General features: G+C 67.0%; 17 protein-coding genes, 1 tRNA gene and 2 pseudogenes. 11 read left to right on the top strand and 9 right to left on the bottom strand.

What is annotated here, in order from left to right:
* Positions 1 to 57: 57 nt before the first annotated feature.
* Together HOV91_RS05045 and HOV91_RS05040 are read left to right on the top strand one after the other, a co-directional pair.
* A complete protein-coding gene (locus HOV91_RS05045) occupies positions 58 to 789 on the top strand; it encodes a GNAT family N-acetyltransferase (RefSeq protein ID WP_174184265.1) in 732 nt (243 codons plus the stop codon).
* Between the two features lie 793 nt (positions 790 to 1,582).
* Complete coding sequence (locus tag HOV91_RS05040; RefSeq protein WP_174184264.1) at positions 1,583 to 2,767, top strand: cytochrome P450 family protein; 1,185 nt, start codon at positions 1,583 to 1,585, stop codon at positions 2,765 to 2,767.
* A 278-nt stretch (positions 2,768 to 3,045) separates the two neighbouring features.
* On the opposite strand, the pseudogene HOV91_RS05030 reads toward HOV91_RS05040, so the two are convergent.
* A pseudogene (locus tag HOV91_RS05030) lies at positions 3,046 to 3,486 on the bottom strand (SDR family NAD(P)-dependent oxidoreductase); the annotation flags it as partial.
* 37 nt (positions 3,487 to 3,523) lie between these two features.
* Here HOV91_RS05030 and HOV91_RS05025 point away from each other — a divergent pair.
* Positions 3,524 to 3,781, top strand: a complete 258-nt coding sequence (locus HOV91_RS05025; RefSeq protein ID WP_174184262.1) for a hypothetical protein — start codon at positions 3,524 to 3,526, stop codon at positions 3,779 to 3,781.
* Positions 3,782 to 4,161: 380 nt separating this feature from the next.
* On the opposite strand, the pseudogene HOV91_RS39715 reads toward HOV91_RS05025, so the two are convergent.
* Positions 4,162 to 4,375, bottom strand: a pseudogene (locus HOV91_RS39715) (IS701 family transposase); the annotation flags it as partial.
* A 182-nt stretch (positions 4,376 to 4,557) separates the two neighbouring features.
* A complete protein-coding gene (locus HOV91_RS05020; protein WP_174184261.1) occupies positions 4,558 to 5,196 on the bottom strand; it encodes a TetR/AcrR family transcriptional regulator in 639 nt (212 codons plus the stop codon).
* Positions 5,197 to 5,265: 69 nt separating this feature from the next.
* Between HOV91_RS05020 and HOV91_RS05015 the strand changes: the two genes are divergently transcribed.
* The gene (locus HOV91_RS05015) at positions 5,266 to 5,703 is read left to right on the top strand and encodes a Dabb family protein (protein ID WP_174184260.1); all 438 of its coding nucleotides are present in this window, start codon (positions 5,266 to 5,268) and stop codon (positions 5,701 to 5,703) included.
* A 617-nt stretch (positions 5,704 to 6,320) separates the two neighbouring features.
* Here the strand turns inward: HOV91_RS05015 and HOV91_RS05010 are convergent.
* Positions 6,321 to 7,316: an aminoglycoside phosphotransferase family protein gene (locus HOV91_RS05010; RefSeq protein ID WP_312884471.1), complete on the bottom strand. Its 996-nt coding sequence runs from the start codon at positions 7,314 to 7,316 to the stop codon at positions 6,321 to 6,323.
* Positions 7,317 to 7,531: 215 nt separating this feature from the next.
* On the opposite strand from HOV91_RS05010, the gene HOV91_RS05005 reads away from it, so the two are divergent.
* Together HOV91_RS05005 and HOV91_RS05000 are read left to right on the top strand one after the other, a co-directional pair.
* Positions 7,532 to 8,446, top strand: coding sequence for an aminoglycoside phosphotransferase family protein (locus HOV91_RS05005; RefSeq protein WP_174184259.1), 915 nt, complete (start codon positions 7,532 to 7,534; stop codon positions 8,444 to 8,446).
* 28 nt (positions 8,447 to 8,474) lie between these two features.
* On the top strand, positions 8,475 to 8,984 hold the full coding sequence (locus HOV91_RS05000; protein ID WP_174184258.1) for a site-specific integrase: 510 nt from the start codon (positions 8,475 to 8,477) through the stop codon (positions 8,982 to 8,984).
* 93 nt (positions 8,985 to 9,077) lie between these two features.
* Here the strand turns inward: HOV91_RS05000 and HOV91_RS04995 are convergent.
* Positions 9,078 to 9,151: transfer RNA gene (locus HOV91_RS04995), tRNA-Pro, on the bottom strand.
* A gap of 227 nt (positions 9,152 to 9,378) precedes the next feature.
* Between HOV91_RS04995 and ligA the strand changes: the two genes are divergently transcribed.
* Positions 9,379 to 11,370, top strand: coding sequence for an NAD-dependent DNA ligase LigA (gene ligA / locus HOV91_RS04990; RefSeq protein WP_174184257.1), 1,992 nt, complete (start codon positions 9,379 to 9,381; stop codon positions 11,368 to 11,370).
* Between the two features lie 64 nt (positions 11,371 to 11,434).
* On the opposite strand, the gene folE is transcribed toward ligA, so the two are convergent.
* Positions 11,435 to 12,031, bottom strand: coding sequence for a GTP cyclohydrolase I FolE (gene folE, locus HOV91_RS04985; RefSeq protein ID WP_174184256.1), 597 nt, complete (start codon positions 12,029 to 12,031; stop codon positions 11,435 to 11,437).
* Between the two features lie 2 nt (positions 12,032 to 12,033).
* Positions 12,034 to 12,195 (bottom strand): hypothetical protein, encoded by a 162-nt coding sequence (locus HOV91_RS04980; RefSeq protein ID WP_174184255.1) that lies wholly within the window; start codon positions 12,193 to 12,195, stop codon positions 12,034 to 12,036.
* A 175-nt stretch (positions 12,196 to 12,370) separates the two neighbouring features.
* Between HOV91_RS04980 and HOV91_RS04975 the strand changes: the two genes are divergently transcribed.
* Together HOV91_RS04975 and HOV91_RS04970 are read left to right on the top strand one after the other, a co-directional pair.
* Positions 12,371 to 13,063: a helix-turn-helix transcriptional regulator gene (locus tag HOV91_RS04975; RefSeq protein WP_174184254.1), complete on the top strand. Its 693-nt coding sequence runs from the start codon at positions 12,371 to 12,373 to the stop codon at positions 13,061 to 13,063.
* 239 nt (positions 13,064 to 13,302) lie between these two features.
* The gene (locus HOV91_RS04970) at positions 13,303 to 13,647 is read left to right on the top strand and encodes a hypothetical protein (RefSeq protein ID WP_174184253.1); all 345 of its coding nucleotides are present in this window, start codon (positions 13,303 to 13,305) and stop codon (positions 13,645 to 13,647) included.
* Positions 13,648 to 13,733: 86 nt separating this feature from the next.
* Here the strand turns inward: HOV91_RS04970 and HOV91_RS04965 are convergent, their stop codons facing one another.
* Positions 13,734 to 14,471, bottom strand: coding sequence for a TetR/AcrR family transcriptional regulator (locus HOV91_RS04965; protein ID WP_174184252.1), 738 nt, complete (start codon positions 14,469 to 14,471; stop codon positions 13,734 to 13,736).
* 92 nt (positions 14,472 to 14,563) lie between these two features.
* Here HOV91_RS04965 and HOV91_RS04960 point away from each other — a divergent pair, with 92 nt between their 5' ends.
* Positions 14,564 to 15,280 carry a DUF2306 domain-containing protein gene (locus HOV91_RS04960; RefSeq protein WP_174184251.1) on the top strand — a complete coding sequence of 239 codons (717 nt, stop codon included), beginning with the start codon at positions 14,564 to 14,566 and terminating at the stop codon, positions 15,278 to 15,280.
* Between the two features lie 118 nt (positions 15,281 to 15,398).
* Here HOV91_RS04960 and HOV91_RS04955 read toward each other — a convergent pair whose 3' ends face one another.
* Positions 15,399 to 16,286 carry an alpha/beta hydrolase gene (locus HOV91_RS04955; RefSeq protein WP_174184250.1) on the bottom strand — a complete coding sequence of 296 codons (888 nt, stop codon included), beginning with the start codon at positions 16,284 to 16,286 and terminating at the stop codon, positions 15,399 to 15,401.
* A gap of 75 nt (positions 16,287 to 16,361) precedes the next feature.
* On the opposite strand from HOV91_RS04955, the gene HOV91_RS04950 reads away from it, so the two are divergent.
* Positions 16,362 to 17,000, top strand: coding sequence for a TetR/AcrR family transcriptional regulator (locus HOV91_RS04950; protein WP_174184249.1), 639 nt, complete (start codon positions 16,362 to 16,364; stop codon positions 16,998 to 17,000).
* The last annotated feature ends 158 nt before the right edge of the window (positions 17,001 to 17,158 follow it).

Below are 17,158 nucleotides of genomic sequence, written 5' to 3'. Positions count from 1 at the left end.
CCGGTCGTGTGCTCCGCTAACGTTCTCTCGTCGGACGCTGTTGTGAAGGAGTGGGCGTTGACCCTCGAGTCGACCATCGACATCGGTACCTCGCCGCACCCGCTCGATGATCCGGTGCGCGCGTCGCTGCATGGCGAGCATCGCCGGTTCGCCGGTTGGGTGGGACGGATCTGCCGCTACGACCCGGAGGTCGCCGGGTTCGTCGGACATCCGCCGGTCCTCGGCCAACGGGACTGGTCCGATCTGGCCACCCTGCTCGGACCGGGCGGCAGCACCGGACTCCGCGGCGACGGCCATGTGCCACCGGCCGGTTGGACGATCCTCCACGAATTGGATTCGGTGCAGATGGACGGCAGCGCGCTGCGCGTCGCCGACGACCCGGAGCTGAATATTCTCACCGCGGCGGACGTGCCTGAGATCCTGGATCTGATCGCACGCACCGAACCGGGGCCGTACGCGCCGCGGACCATCGAACTGGGCACCTATCTCGGGCTTCGGGTCCACGGCCGTCTGGTGGCGATGGCCGGGGAGCGCCTGCACCCGCCCGGCTGGACCGAGATCAGCGCCGTGTGCACCGACGGGGAGTTCCGTGGCCGCGGCTTCGCGACGCGCCTGGTCCGCGCGATCGGCGCGGGCATCCGCGCGCGAGGCGAGATACCGTTTTTGCATGCGCTCGCCCACAACACGACAGCCATCAGCCTGTACGAGTCGCTGGGATTCACACTGCGAAAGCGTTCGAAGTTGACGATCGTGCAGGCGCCGTCCGCATCCGCGAGCGACTTCCGATGACGCGCACCGTAGTGGTGACCGGCGGCAGCCGGGGCGTCGGGCGCCACGTCGTCCAGCGATTCGCCGCGGCGAATGTGACATCGCCCACCTGATCGCCCGACCGAAACCACTGCCGAACAAGGGCGGCGCCGGTCGGCAGTCGCTGCGCCGAGTTCGAAAGGCCACTCTTTAGGCGTCCGAATCCCGCGAACATGTCGACCGGTTATCAGTGGCAACACAGTTCACGGCACCGAATGGCCCCGCCGCGGATCACCGGACCACGACCCGGGTCCGAGGTGTGCCGGTTCCTATTGAACGCGGCCGGTCCGGTCTGCGCCGACGTGTCGGTTGCGTCGAGGGCGACGCGTGCCCAAATCTTCGCGCTGCGAACGACGGCCGCGATGCGTATGCTCCCCCACGGTTAGTCGAATTATGCTGTGGTCGAATAGATTTGGCATACCGGTCGGTACGACGGGCCTGATTCGGCCGTGGCGCCAATTGCCGGCGGCGTAACAGGGGAGTTCAGCGTGTCGAGGTCGCACCGGGCACATGGATCGGCAGGATTCACGACCCGCGCAGCAGGCCGACTATTCGCACCCTCCGCGCGTCAGCGGCCTTCCCTCCGCACCTTCCCGCGGTAGCCGGACCAGCTATCCCTCGCACGGCCGGATCCGCCTGCGCCAGCGAAGCCGTACGGATCCTGTCGTCGCCCCTTGCCTTCGTTCAGGAGCCTGTTCATGATTTCGTCTCTTTCGCACGAATCGAGACAACCGTCTCGCCCGTCCGCGCCGCAGCATCCCCACGGTGCCCGGCGGTGAAGCTGTATTCGGACGAGTTCGCGGCCGACCCGCACACCACCTACCAGCGACTGCGCAGCGAGCACGGTCCGCTGGTTCCGGTGGAGGTCGCGCCGGGAGTACCTGCGACGCTCGTCATCGATTACCGCACCGCACTGGACATTCTCACCGATCCCGCGCGATTCTCGGCTGATCCGAGCCAGTGGGAGCAGAGTGTGCCGACGGAGTGCCCGGTGCCGTTGGCGATGCGCTGGCGACCGGACGCGTCGCGGACCACGGGAGACGAGCATTCCCGCTACCGGACCGCCGTCACCGGCACTCTCGACCGGATCGATCTGCACACACTGCGCGACACGGTGGAACGCACCGCGGTGTCGTTGATCAACGGTTTCTGCGCGGCCGGTTCGGCGGATCTGCTCACCGAGTACGCGATCCCGCTCACCGTCGGTGTGCTCGAGGAGGTGCTCGGCTTCCCGCACGAGGTCCGCGAAGACGCGTACGCGGCGATGATGAACCTGCGCGACGCCACCGACGCGGACGCGGCGGAAGCGAGCAGGCGAACGCTCGAAGCGAGCATGCTCGCGGTGATATCGGCCAAACGGGCTGCCCCGGCGACCGATGCGGCGTCTTGGCTGGTCCAGCATCCGGCCCGGCTCAGCGAAACCGAACTCGTCCATCAGATGGCCATGTTGTACACGACCGGCGCCGAACCGACCTGGAATCTGATCGCGGTCAGCGTGCTGTCGCTGGCGACCGATGACCGGTTCGGCGGCGAACTGCTCGGCGGAGCGCTGTCCACCCGGGACGCGATCGACGAAGTGCTTTTCACCGACCCACCGAAAGCGAATTCCTGCTTCCGGTATCCGAGTCAGCCGCAAGTCGTCGGCGATGTGTGGCTGCCGCAGCACCAGCCGGTGCTGATCGGTCTGGCGGCGTGCAACAACGATCCCGCGGCGGCGGCCGGCGAGCGCCAGGGCAACCGTTCGCATCTCGCCTGGGGCGCCGGCCCCCACGCGTGCCCCGCCCAGTCGCTGACCATGGTCATCGTCCAGGAAGCGCTCGACCAACTACTCGACGCCCTACCGGAAATTCGCCTGGCGATTCCCGCTGACGAAGTGACCTGGTTACCGGACCCCTTCCACCGCGCACCCGCGACCGTCCCGGTGACCTTTCCCCCGTCCCCACCCCTTCCGCTCCCTTGAGACCGCAGGGACCTGGGAAGGCCGGACCGAGCGCTCCAGCAGCGCTGGAGCGCTCGGCCGCTTCCGGCGATTCTGATCGCCCCCTCCGACTCTAGGACAACACAATTCGGGTCATGCGTGGTGAGGGCTTGCCGATTAGGTTCGGGCCGTCTACCCGATACCCGAGGAGTTCGAATGTTCGCAGTACGTGGATTTGCCGCCGCCCTGGCCGGTGCCGCGACCCTGACCGGCGCTGGCGCGGCCGCCGCGGCGCCGTTGCCGCTCGAACCGCAGGCGCCCGCACCGGCCGTGTCGGTCGCAGGGAGCTGTGGTGGTATCACCGAGCCGTTCGTTGCGCTGGTCTGCGCGATCAGCAGCCTGTCGAGCGGAGGCGGCACGGCCATTTGATGAGCGGTCGTGAAGTCGGCAATGAGAGCGAACGGGCCCAAGAAGTTGCTACCGAACTGCAACTCGAAGCCGTCGGCGGTCTCCATCCGCTGGGGCACGTTCATCACTCCGGCGTTGTTCACCAGTAGATCCAGCGGGCGGTCCCCGGCGACCAACGCGGCGGCAAACGCGCGCACCGACGACAGATCCGCCAGGTCCAGTCGCTGGACCTCCACTCGGGCTTCGGGGTGCGCGGCCAGAATCTCTGCTTCGGCCTGTTCCCCCTTGGCCGGGGTGCGCACCGCCAGGATCACCTCGGCTCCGGCACCGGCGAGCAGTAGCCCGCAGGGCACAATCGAATATCGACGCGCCCACCACTACGATCCGGTAGTGGAGTACGAAACCTGGTTCGACGGGAACATCCGACTGATAGCCGCGGACCCGACGCTGCCCATGGATTTCAGGAACTACACGAATCTGAAGTTCGTCGATGACGGGCCGCCCATCGCACACGCAGTCGCCGCAGGAAGCAGTCGCCCCGAATGCGGCACCGATAACCGGGTGCTCCCCTACGGATACCCATGGTCGGACCCGATTCCGAACTGGTGGCAACGTTGCCCGCACTGCGTTACCTTTCGTACCCTCTGAATCGCCGCCAGGAACATCGCCCCTGCATCCGCCAGCCAGCCCCCGGACCCCGCCGAGGGAAGTGCCCGCACCGCGCCCACTCAGACCTGCTTCCCGCACAATTGCAGATAGTTTCCCGTTGCCCCGTCGCGGAGATGCCGTCGCGCTAGGGCGGCTTTGCGGTCGATGGCAGACAGTCAACTGCTATCTGCCATAGCGCGCTACCGCCGGATTTCTGGCGAATCGCCCCCTGATCTGTACCCAACTCAGGACAGGTCGTACGACCAGTGCCGTGTTCGGGCCGCGACCTCAACGCTGCAAGCGCTCAGCAAGAATCGTTCGCTCTTCGGATACTGGACATTGAGGCTGGATGTTGACGACGCGCCCGTCTTCCCCCGGACGTCGATGTCCCAGTCCGCCCACCGCAACAACCGCTGCATACCGTCCGGGCTCAACTCACCGGCCGCTCGGCCAGCGTCCACCCCGTTCTAGCGCTCCAGCCCCGCCACCAACCCGGTCACATAGTCCCGAGCCCGGTTCCGCGGCTCCGACCGCGTGAAGCGACCGCCGGACCCTGGAGTGCAGCGAATCCGACTTCGCTGCAACAACATTCACACCAACACAGGCACACTACCCGAGCTGATTGCCGTTGCAGGATCAGCCGCGCAGTGACTGAAACCTGCCAACGCGCTGACACTAGAAGATCAACGGGCAGAAATCATCTGAAGCTGGCCACCCGTGCGTGAACGCCCTGAAATGCCGATCACGTGGCATCGGAGGAGTCTGCGATCCTTGTATTACGTCTTGCAGCCGAAAGCTCGGAGGAACGTCGCGATCGCGTTCTGGGTGACCTCGCGCATCTCGGATTCGGACACTCTTCGTGCCCCCATGCGGGTACGGGCTTCGAGTGGTGCGGTGAGCAGGGCGGCGAGGTGTTCGGCAGCGATGGCGGGATCTGCGACGAGAGTGAGCTTGCCGGCCAGAGCGAGTTTGGCCAGTCGCGCGGATAATGCGTCATCGACTCGGTCGGAGGCGTTGTTTTTGACGATATCGAGCAGGTCCGGCATGTTCGGCATGGTCGCGTGTAGCAGTCGTCGCAGCGCCACGGAGCGTTCGTCGCAGTAGCACTCGGCGAGCCTGAGCCCGGTCTCGGTCAGCAGCGTGGTGAGGTCACCATCCCGGTCCAGAACTTCGATCGCGGAGAGATTGCGGGTCAGCGCCTGCGAGGACAGATTGGCGATCACCTCGCGGAAAAGGGTCTCCTTATCGCCGAAGTGGTTGTAGATCGTGTGCTTGGCGACCCGGGCCTGCGCGGCGATGGTATCGACGCCTGCCTGGTGATAGCCGTCCCTGGAGAAGACAGTGAATGCAGCGTCCAGGATCGCCTGCCGCTTGTCGATCCGCCCGGTCGGGCGCTCCGGCTTCGGTGGGGGCACGAGGCAACTCTAGCGAATACACTGGGGAGTGTTCTAATATGCACTAACCAGTGCAATAGTGGAGGGGCGATGATCATCAATCTGCTGCGGTTCAGCTTCAAGCCCGGCGTCTCCGAGCAAGAGCAGGAACGTGCGCTCGCCGCCATGCGACGCACCGCGTCGGTCGAGTCGACGGTGTTCTCGACCATCGGGCCGGACCTCGGAGACCCGGCGGAGGGCTTCACCCATGCGTATCTGACGGCGATTCCCGATTTGGACGCGCTGGAACGTTATATGCACGATCCGGTGCATATAGAGGGCGACAAGTACATCCTGCCGCGTTTGGCCAAGCAGTACGCGGTGCGATTCTCCGACGAATCGAATCCTGAACTGCCCGAGAAGATTTATGCGATCTACAAGCGCAAGGTCGAGATGTACCCGGAGTGGGGCAGGGAGGTGGAGGCCTTGTTCGCCGCCGCAGGGACCGCGCCCGCTCCGTCGACCACAACCCTGAGCGGGAACGGCTGACGAGGATCTCACCGGTTCACATCGACAGGTCGAGTAGCCGTAGGCACCGCCTGCGAATGCACGGATATGCTGCGGCGGCGACCCGTCCGGGCTCGGCAACGTCCCAGGCTTGGTCGGGATCACGGCAGTGATCAGTGCTGTAATCAGCGCATATCGTCCACTACGGGACCCAATCTCCGGCGCTGACCTTGCATTGGCTTCAAAACGGGCCCGTGGTCAGAGGGCGGCCTCGCCGATGTGTCCAGGTCCTGAGATGGAGCAGGCTGCGCCCCCTCCCGCGGTTGTTGCTGTGGTTCGGCACCCATCGTTCCTCCGCTCACGGCGCGTCAATGGATATGCACGGTGATCTTATGATCCGTACGCTGCCAGTTACACGAACTGCGGCGTATTAGCACGACAGTTGGTCTCATTGGTGATCCAACCGTGCGAATCACCGACGAATAGCGCTGCGGTTGAATGCATGCCCTCCATCTACGGCAGCCCGACTTCGACCAGTTGGAACGGTCGGCTGCCATCCGGCTACCGTAGAGCCGCATTCGTGACGACGGATGGAAGCTGTACTTCCACCAGGGAACCATCCAACCGCAAGACAGTGACGCAGCAACTACAGGTGCCCGCTACTGATCGTCGGCCAGGACCTCATCGAGGATCCGCAGACTGGATTTCTCCCGCTCGGAGTCGTCGGCGGCCTCGGTCAGAGTGAGCAATGCCTTCCACAGTGCCCAGCCTCGCGCCCGCGCCCATGTGTCCTCGTCGTGGCCGAGGACCCGACGGAACGTCGCGCGACTATCCGCGGACAGCATCGTCCAGGCCAGAACCAGATCGCATGCGGGGTCGCCGACACCGCATGTCCCGAAGTCGATGACCGCCGTCAATTTCCCACCGGAGGTCAGGAGGTTGCCAGCAGCGATGTCGCCGTGGAACCACACCGGGGTCTCGTTCCACTTCGTCGCTAGAGCGGAGTCCCAGATCTCGGTGGCCCGTCGAACATCAACGCGTCCAGTCAACGCCCACAGGCAGCGTCGAGTCTGCTCGTCGTAATGCGCTGGGTGGCTACCGCGGTAGAAGCTGTGCGCGCCTGCCGCCGGGGCACCGCTGACATCGCATCGCTGCAGCGCGCGAATGAACTCAGCGACATCGGTCGCGAATCCGGTCATGTCTGCGATGGCGGCCCTGTCGGCGGTGTGGCCGGGCAGCCAGTCACGCACCGACCACGAGAACGCATACCCACACCCGGGAGTCCCGACGGCAAGCACCGTGGGTATCGCGATCGGCAGCGTCGGCGCCAGTCGAGGCAACCAGACACTCTCTTTCTCTACCGCCGGAGCATAGGCTGCCGCGGTCGGCAGCCGCACCGACATCTCCGAGCCCAATCGGTAGGTGCGGTTGTCCCAGCCGTCCACCGGCACCGGCGACACCGGCAGACCATCCCACTGCGGGAACTGCGTCTTGATCAGGCACTCGACGAGCACGGCGTCGATCCCAGCGCGACCATCGAAGGCAACGTCACCCACCACGTCATCCTCGACCTCGACCATCACCCTCGACAACACAATATCCACCGCTGATCCAGACTGCCCGCCCCAACCCAATCGCCGCGGGCCGATCACCACGCCGGACTCCGGCACGTCAAAGCCCGACGAATAGCGCAGCCACCGAGTACCGCCGGATCGGCACCGACTTCACGCGACTTGCGTAGCGCATTGTTGATACAACCGTGCGAATCACCGACGAATAGCGCTGCGGTCGAATACATGCCCTCCATCTGCGGCAGCCCGACTTCGACAAGTTGGAACAGTCGGCTGTTATCCGGCTAGCGTAAAGCCGCATGACGCACACCGAGATCGAGCTCACCGCGGAGTTGGTGCGGGATCTGCTGCGTGACCAGCATCCCGACCTGGCCGATCAGCCTGTGCGGCTCGGCGCACGTGGCTGGGACAACCAGCTGTGGCGGCTCGGCGACGACCTCGCCGTCCGATTGCCCTGGGCGACGGAATCCGCGGACGCGTTGCTGCGCAAGGAATACACCTGGCTGCCCGCCCTCGCCCCGCGTCTTCCACTGCCGGTTCCCGTTCCGCAGCGCTTCGGCGAGCCCTCCCAACGGTTTCCGCGGCCGTGGATCGTCACCACCTGGGTCCCGGGCGAGCCTGCCGACCGAGCTCCCGTCACCCATGCAGCCCAAGCTGCCCCCACTCTGGCCGCCTTCCTGACGGCGCTTCACCAACCCGCCCCCGAGCATGCGCCCAAAAGCCGTGACCGCGGAGGCCCGCTGGCCCGCTGTTCCGACAGGTTCGCCGAACAGCTTGCAGCGGCAACCGGATTGGGACTGATCGCCGATCCCGATGCCGTTCGCGCGGTCTGGGAAGACGCCGTCGCCGCGCCCGATTGGACCGGCCCGGCGCTGTGGCTGCACGGCGATCTGCATCCAGCCAACGTTCTCACCGCCGATGGCGCGATCTGCGGCGTTATCGACTTCGGCGACCTCTTCGCCGGCGATCCGGCTTTCGATCTGGCTGCCGCGTGGATTCTGCTGCCCGACGGCGCCACCGACCGCTTCCATGACGCCTACCAGTGGGCCCTGGACGCGGCGACTGTGCGGCGCGCCCGCGGATGGGCGGTGCTGCGCGCCTTCGCCGGCATCTTCATCGCAGACGCCGGGGTCCACGGCCGCCCTGGCGGCAAACCGACATGGGGTCCACCCGCCCAGGCCGCACTGCGTCGCCTCATCGCCACCCACCGCTGATCGGCTTCCCCAGCGCTTCAAGAGAACCGTGACGAATAGCGCAGCTGTCTTCGCGCTGCTGCTCGAGGACATCGATCTCGACGCGCCCGAGCCCTACCTCGACGTCACCGGCACTCTGGTCGAGGTGAAGGGCAAATGGGTGCGCAAACCCGCCCCGAAGTCCGGGTTGCGGCGCATCCTGCTGCCCGCCCACACCGTCGAGGCGGTTCGGGAGGCGATCAAGGACCTGGAAGTCGGCGACCGTCCCAACCCGACGGGACTGCTGTTTCCCGCCCGAAACGGGTCGCTGCGCGACCCCAACAACTTCGGCCGCATCTGGCGTGCGGCGCGCGGGGAGAACTTCGCCTGGGTGACCCCGCGTACGTTCCGCAAAGGCGCGGCCACCGCGGTCGACCACGCCTACGGCGACCCCGAACACGCCGCCCGCCAGCTCGGCAACACCCGCGCGGTGGCCAAGGCGCACTACATCGACGTCCCGGAGACCGTTCCGGACAATCGAGACGTGCTCGAGCGGTGGGCGCGAGGCTCCACAGCCTGAAAACGCGAGATTTCTGTGAGAACCGCTCGAATCCAACCCGGCCACATAAACAAGAGAACCCCTTCCGACGCTGGTCGGAAGGGGTTCTCACTGTCGGGCTGACAGGATTTGAACCTGCGACCACTTGACCCCCAGTCAAGTGCGCTACCAAACTGCGCCACAGCCCGTTGCGTCCGCTGTGCGGGCGCTCGAAGAGATTACCGCACGATGGTGGGGCGGGGCTAATCGCCTAGTCAGGGTCGGTTCGGGGTGTGTCGGTCGGGTGGGTGGTCGGGGCGATGGCGGGGTTGTCAGCGGTTGGCGTTCATGTGGTCTGCCGCCCGTGGGGCGAAGGTGTCTCGACCCGAACACCACCCGCGGGGGGTGTCGGTGGGTGTCGGTAGCGTCGGGTGCTGTGGACACTGGGGAACACATCCGAGAGCTCGCGGACCGCATTGTGGTGCTGCGCGATGCCTATTACCAGGGCTCGCCGCTGGTCGCGGACGCCGAGTACGACGCGATCGAGGACGAGCTGCGTGGGCTGATCGAGGCGCACCCCGACCTCGCGCCCGACCCGAATCCGCTGGAGCAGGTCGGTGCGCCCGCAGTGCTGCACGCCCCGGTTCGGCACTCGCGTCCGATGCTGTCGCTGGAGAAGGCGACCAAGCCGGAGCAGGTCGCGGCGTTCTTCGAACGCTTCCCCGGCCAGTCGGTCGTGGTGATGCCGAAGCTCGACGGGCTGTCGCTGGCCCTGGTCTTCGAGGACGGGCGGCTGTTGCGTGCCGTGACCCGGGGTGACGGCACCACCGGTGACGACGTGACCATGCTGGTCCGCGCGTTGGTCGACGGAGTCCCCGAGCGGATCGACCTCCCGGGGCGGGTGGAGGTGCGTGGCGAGGCGGTGATGCTGCGTTCGACTTTCCTCGCCTACAACACCGCCCATCCGGACAAGCCGCTGATCAACCCGCGCAATGCCGCGGCGGGGACGCTGCGGGCGAAGGACCCGGCCACGGTCTCCGAGCGCCGCCTGCAGTTCTTCGGCTTCGACCTGGACACCTCCGCAGGCGGCGCCGCGGCCGACCTCGCCGAGGGGCTACGGGCGGTGGGGATCGCGGGCGCGGAGATGCGGCTGTGTGCCGACGCCGAGCAGGCGCAGGCGGCGATCACCGCGATCGAGGCGGGCCGTAACGAGCTGGACTACGACCTCGACGGCGCGGTGCTGCGGCTGGCCGACCGGGATGCCTACGCCGCGGCCGGGACTCGGTCGAACTGCCCCCGCGGCGCGCTGGCGTTCAAGTTCGCCGCCGAGGAGAAGACCACGTTGCTGACCGACGTGGTCTGGGATGTGGGCAAGACGGGCAAGATCGTTCCGGTCGCCTGGCTGGAGCCGGTGTTCGTGGGCGGTACGACGGTCACGAAGGCGACGCTGGCCAACCAAGAGGTGATCCGTGCCCGCGACATCAAGGTCGGTGACACCGTGCTGGTGCGTCGCGCGGGTGACGTGATCCCGTTCGTGGCGGGCGTGCTCGACGCCTCCAAGCGCACCGGCGAGGAACGCGAGATCGTGCCGCCCACCACGTGCCCCTCGTGCGAGCAGCCGGTGACCGAGCAGGGCAACAGCCGAGAGCTGTTCTGCACCAACGTCTCGTGCCCCGCACAGACGGTGCGCAGGCTGATCCACTGGGCGTCGCGCGCGGCAGCGGATATCGACGCGATCGGACCGGTATGGATCGAACGCCTGGCCGAGGCGGGCATCTTGGAGCAACCGTCGGACTTCTACACGCTGACCAAACAGCGCCTGCTCGAGTTCGACCGCATCGGCGAGGTGTCGGCCGCCCGGATGATCGACTCGATCGATGCCAGCCGCCGAGTCGGCCTGCGCCGCGCGCTGATCGGCCTGGCGATCCCGATGGCCTCCGACGGCACCGCCGCTCGCCTGGCCCGCGCGGGATTCCGCTCCCTGGAGGAGGTCGCCGAGGCGGGCGAGGAACGGCTCGTGGCGGTGGAAGATATCGGACCGAAGGTCGCCGCCTCCCTCGTCGCACATCTCACGCGCCTGCGTCCGGAACTGGAGCGACTGCGCGCCGCGGGCGTCAGCCTGGATGTGCGTGAGGAGGACCTTCCCCCGGTCGTCGCGGCCGGCGCGCCCTTGGCAGGCAAGACGGTGGTGATCACCGGCGCGATCAACGACCCGCGCTCCGGCGAGAAGGTCGCCCGCCCGACGTTCCAACGCCTGTGTGAGAAGGCGGGCGCGACGGCGGCGTCCTCGGTCTCGGCGAACACCGACCTGCTCATCACCGGCGCTGGGGTCGGTGACAGCAAGCTGACCAAGGCGGAGAAACTCGGCGTGGAAGTCATCGACCAAGGCGAGATCTGGAAGCTGCTGATCGCCGCCAAGATCGTCTAGACCTCCGCGGGCCCGGCCGCACCCGGTCAGCCAGAGCGGAAACTCGGCGGCTCCGGCTGATCGCTCATGGCAGGACGCCGGTGAGCGAGAAGAATTCCTGGCGAGAGCGGGCGTCTTCGCGCAGTGTGCCGAGCAAGGTCGACGTGACGGTGGTCGTGCCTGCGGCTTGGACGCCGCGCAGGGTCATGCACGTGTGTTCGGCTTCGATGACAACGCCGACGCCGATCGGTTGCAGGTTCTCGGCGAGCCAATCCGCGATTTGCTTGGTGAGTCGTTCCTGCACTTGGGGGCGGTGGGAGAAATGCTCGACGATGCGGGCGAGTTTGGACAGCCCGAGGATGCGCTCGCCCGGAAGGTACCCGACGTGGGCGACGCCGACGAACGGCAGCAGATGGTGTTCGCACACCGATCGCACCGGGATGCGGCGAGCCAGTACGAGTTCGTCGTAGCCCTCGTCGTTGGGGAAAGTGGTGAGATCGAACGGGCGGGGGGTGAACAGTTCGGCGTAGGCGCGGGCCATGCGCCGTGGGGTGGCATGCAGGTGTTCGTCGGCGAGGCCGACGCCGAGCGCGGTCAGGAATTGCCGGGCGGCGTGCTCGGCGGCGGCCAGGTCCACTTGAGCGGCGGGCTCGTGGACGACTCGGAGCGCGGGCTGTAGCACGACTAGCTCCCGTCCACGGCGAGCGGGAAGTGCCCGAAGACAACGGGTGCGGGCAAGTGACTGCTGCTCGGTTGCCGAGCGCCGCCTTCGGCGATCCAGGTGCCGAGCAGAACGAAGCCGCCCACAGCGGTGAGCAGCCAGAGAATCAAGGCCGCGATGCCCATGGTGTCTCCTGACGGGAAGGGAATCGGATAGTGGTTTCAGAGGTGGTAGCCGGTGTCCCGGGGTGGCCAATTACACTAATAATTATTGGCGTTATTGCTGAGGTGCGTCAAGACTTGCACCTCATACCGATCGGCGCACAGTTGTGCCGGAAGTTGTAGGCGTTATCATGAGCGGGTGACCAGCGAATCGGCGATCGGTGCCGTGGCCGCGCTCGATGACGAGTTGCGGCGGGGGATGTACTGGTTCATCCGCCGCGCGGGTCGTCCGGTCACGCGCGACGAGGCCGCCGAGCAGGTCGGGATCTCCCGGAAACTCGCGGCGTTCCATTTGGACAAGCTTGTCGCCGCCGGACTGCTGCGGGCGAGTTACCAGCAGGTCGGCGGCCTCCGGAAAGTCGGCCGCGCGCCGAAGGTCTATCAGCCCTCCGACACCGAGGTGCGGGTGAGCATCCCGGAACGCCGCCACGAAATCCTGGCCGAGATTCTGATGGACGCGGTGCTGGCCCACGACGCTGGTGAGACCGCTCGCGACGCCGCGCGCCGGGTGGCGACCGACCGTGGCACGGCCCTCGGCCGCGCCACGCGGGAGGAGGTACGGCCCGGGCGGCTCGGGGCCGAACGCGCCCTCACGCTCCTTCGATCGCTACTGGCCGAACAGGGCTTCGAACCCACGCGCCCAGCACCGGATTGCCTGCGCATGCGCAACTGCCCGTTTCATCCGCTCGCCGCCGCCCAACCCGAACTCGTGTGCGGGCTCAACCACGCCTACCTGACCGGCGTACTCGCCGGACTCGAGGCAGAAACCCTCGAGGCGGTGCTCGCGCCGAAGCCCGGGGAATGTTGCGTGGAGCTCCGCTCGACCACGTGACTACGTCCCTGCGGACACAAACGCGCTCAGCGCTCCGGTTAGCTCGGCGAAATCCTGTAGATCCGGAAGCAGAGCTGTGCCGGGTTGTATCCGACCGCCCTATCCCCTGGGCCGGGCGAGCGGAATGGCTTGACCGCGTTGAGGTTCGACGTTCACCCCGGCCCCGCCCATGACGCCCCGCCGCTCGATTCCTGCCGCTATCGTGTGCTCACTGTTGCCGATCGGAGAGGGGAACCGAAATGGGACGACTTGTCCCTCGCGCGTTGACCGCAGCGGTATGTGCGGCGTGGGGCGGTATCTGCATGGTCGGCCTCGCGCCGACCACCGCGGCCGCGCCATCGATCTACGAACCGAACGTCACCCCGTGCAGCCACCTGTTCAAAACCCCGCTCGAACTCGGCCGCCCAGACGCGAGCACCTATTGGAGCCCCTTCGGCACCGCCGATATCGTCTGCTACGACGTCGGTTCGCTGCCGCGGAGTTACTACCAGCGCGATCCGGCCGGACAGTGGCACGCGATGAACCAACTGATCCCGGGCAACTACTTCGTCAACATCTTCGGCTACGGCCACCTGCCCGCATAACCGCACCGCACGCGGGCCCAGATGTGCTGTTTGCAGACAAGAGCTCCGGTGGCGACGGCCTCGGCGACGCCGCGGGCATATGCGGGTCACCGGCCTTTGTCGAGCCCGCCGACCAATCGCTCGGCGATTCCATCGAGCAGGGCGGCGAGTCCGAACTCGAACACCGTGCCGACCCCGCCGGGCGCGCCGCGGTTGTCGCCCGCGCCCGCTACCGCAGCCAGCGCCGGAAAGCGTTCCGGCCCATCGAATTCGGCGAACACGGCGGGATCCAGCGTCGGCCCGGCGTGACCGGCGGCGCCACGGCCGAGACCGGGATCGATCTCGAGCCGGGTCACTCCACTGGTGAACGCGCTGACCGACAGCAGGGCCTCGGTGACGACTGCCGCGGGCAACCCGCCGTCCAGTAGAGCGCGACTGGCAGCCTCACCCCAGCCCGCTTCGTTCGGTCCCATGAAGCGGTTGCCGGTGCCGATCGCCAGCACCCACGGATGGCGCAGATACAGCTCCCGGATCGCGCGGGCCCAACGTTCCAGCGCAGCGCGCCAGTCGTCGGACCGCAACGGGGGCGGGTCGCCCATCACCGAGTCGAACATCAGCGAGATCAGATCGTCCTTGCTGGGCACGTGCCGGTACAGCGACATGGTCGCCGCGCCCAGGTGTTTGGCGACTCGCTGCATCGACAGCGCCCCGATCCCGTCGGCGTCGGCCACCTCCACGGCCGCGCCGACGATGCGGTCGAGGGTCAGGGCCGGTCTCGGGCCACGGCCTGTGGGCCGCTGTCCCGACCACAGCAGCCGAGCCACCGGTGGCAGTTCCTCGGTCACAGTCTCTCCTCGCAGGCAGTATTGCGTATGCCATACGCAACGCGTAGCTTATACGCAATAGTTATTCTCCCGGCTTCCCGGATGGTTCCACCATGACTGTTTCGACCCGGCAATCGCCTCCCCCCGTCCCCACGGAACCCCGCAGATCCTGGTGGCAGCGCCCGTGGACCGGGCCGCTACTGGTACTGGTCTTCGCCTTCGTCGCGTTCTCCCTACCTCCCTACCTGACCTTCGACCGGTCGCTGTCACGAGTCCCCGACCCGGGCTTCGCACTGCACTATCCGCTGCTGGTGGCCCACGTCGTCTGCGGCTCGGTGGCGATCCTGATCTGCGGCTTCCAGGTGTGGCCCTGGTTTCGCCGGAGCCATCCGGCACTACACCGCCGCTTGGGCCGCGTCTACGTCCTCGCGGGGGTGCTGCCCGCCGGCCTGACCGGTCTGGTGATCGGTGCGACGAGCCCGTTCGGGCCGGTCGCCCGGGTCAGCAATGTCATGCTGTCCGCCTTGTGGCTGCTCTGCACGATCGCGGGCTGGCGCATGGCCCGGCGCCGCCGATTCGGCGACCACCGACGGTGGATGATCCGCAGCTTCGCGCTGACCCTGTCGATCGTGGTCAACCGCGTACTGGGAGCGATCCTGTACCTCGTGCTGAGCCCCCGTCTCGACACGACCTTTCGCGGTGACGAGACACTTCTCACCCACACCATCGCAGGCCTCGGCACCTGGCTCGGATGGACGCTGTCGCTGCTCACCGCGCAATGGTGGCTCGATCGGCGGGTCGACCTCCCGGCGCGTGCTAGCGATCGGTGAGCCGGAGTAGATCGTCACGCACAATCGGATGGCCTGGCCCCAATACTCGCTCGTAGTCTGCGATCAGGCGCGGCCGCATTCGGCGAGATGGCGTGGGCGCGCCAGGATGCTGTCGCCCTTACGCATTCGGCGCGAGGTGCGCGGTGAGGAAAGCGATCTGATCGGCGACGATCCGCTCGACCACCGGCGGGTGGTAGACGGTGAAGTGGTCCGCGTCGTAGTGCTCGACGACGGCATGGGGTACCGCGGCGGCGACCTTCGTCACGATCGCTGGATCGATGAGGTTCTCGCGGTCGCATGCGCAGATCAGCAGTGGGCATCGCACGCGGGCGGCTCGAGCCGCCGCGTTGTAGAACAGCATGCCCAGTCCGGAGCCGGCCGTTATCCGGTTGTCGAACCGATAGCCGGGAGGAGTGACCGACTGCCAGCCTTCAAGGGCTCCGGGTTGATTGACGAAGGCCAGCTCCCCCGGCCTGCCCACGAGCGGTACGTAGCGCCGCGGCAAGCGCAGCACGGCACGTAGCAGGTCGGAGACGATCGGCACGGTGAATCGGGCCAGATGCCGCACTCCGGCTCGGGCCACGACGGCGCGCCCACTGAAGACCGGGCACTGCACTACAGCGGCGGTGAGTTCGGGGTGTCGAGCTGCCGCCGCGAGGACGTGGCTCGCGCCGAACGACGTCCCCCACAGCGCCACCCGGCTGGAATCGAGATCGGCGCGCGAGCGGACGAACCGCAACGCCGAGTCGACATCATCGGCATATCGGCGCTGGCTGACCAATTGGCGTGGCTCGCCCTCCGATTCACCGAGATGACGGAAGTCGAAGGCCACCACCGCCAGGCCCGCGTCGGAGAACCACTTCTCGTACTGGCCGAGCATCATCTCGTGGGTGGCGCCGCCGCCGTGCACCAGCACGACGACCGGATGCGGGCCGGGCCCGGAGGGCAGGGTCAACCAGGCCGCGCACCGGTCGCGGCCGGAGGGAAAGCTGGTGCGGATCGTCATGACACAGTCCTTTAGGTACGTTGTACGTGAACGCCTACAGCTAAACACGTACTATGTACTTAATCAAGGAGGAGCATGCCCGCACCCAGAAAGTTCACGCGGGAACAACTACAGACCGCCGCATTGGCCCTGGTCGACGAACACGGACTGGCGGGACTGACCATGCGCAGCCTCGCGGCGGCGATCGATACCGGCCCGATGACGATCTACAACTACGTCGATGGACGGGACGGACTCGAGCAACTGGTCACCGAAGCGGTGATGGCACAAGCGCACTGGCCCACCGACCCGCCCGGCAGCTGGGCCGACGAGGTCATCGCGATCGCGGAAGGCATGTGGCGCGCCGTGCGATCTCATCCGCACGCCATCCCCCTGATCCTCACCAGGCGCAGCCTCGACCTGACTACGCTCGCTCCGGCCGAGGCGCTATTGCAGGCACTCGCCCGTGGGGACAGGTCGGGGACCGAATTGCTCGTGGCGTTCCGCACCGTATCCGGTTTCGTCACCGGCTTCGCGCAGGCCGAACTCGCAGGTCCACTGTCCGCAGGGCGCGGCGAGGACCTCGCGGCGATCACCGATCGGGTCGCGGCCCTTCCGCCCAACCGGTTCCCGAAGCTGATCGAGATCGCGCACGCGGCAGCTGGCAGTGATCCCGAGGTCGAGTTCCGGGCCGGCCTGCGCATCATCTTGGCGGGGCTCGGGGCTCAGCTGTGACTCCGGTTCCACTACTCGCGCAGGTGCCGCAGCTCCGAGGGGGCGCGGCAGAGCACCGATTGTCCGGGTGCGACGCCGCGCCGCAGTCGAATCGGGCCCTGGTGGGCCGATGAGCCGCTACCTTCCGAGGTGGGTGCTGGGTGCCCACCCTCTGAGGG

Origin of the sequence: Nocardia barduliensis, from assembly GCF_013315795.1 — a bacterium.
Lineage (GTDB): Bacteria > Actinomycetota > Actinomycetes > Mycobacteriales > Mycobacteriaceae > Nocardia > Nocardia barduliensis.
The sequence above is the reverse complement of the archived record's forward strand: the minus strand, read 5'-3'. Positions and strand labels throughout refer to the sequence as shown.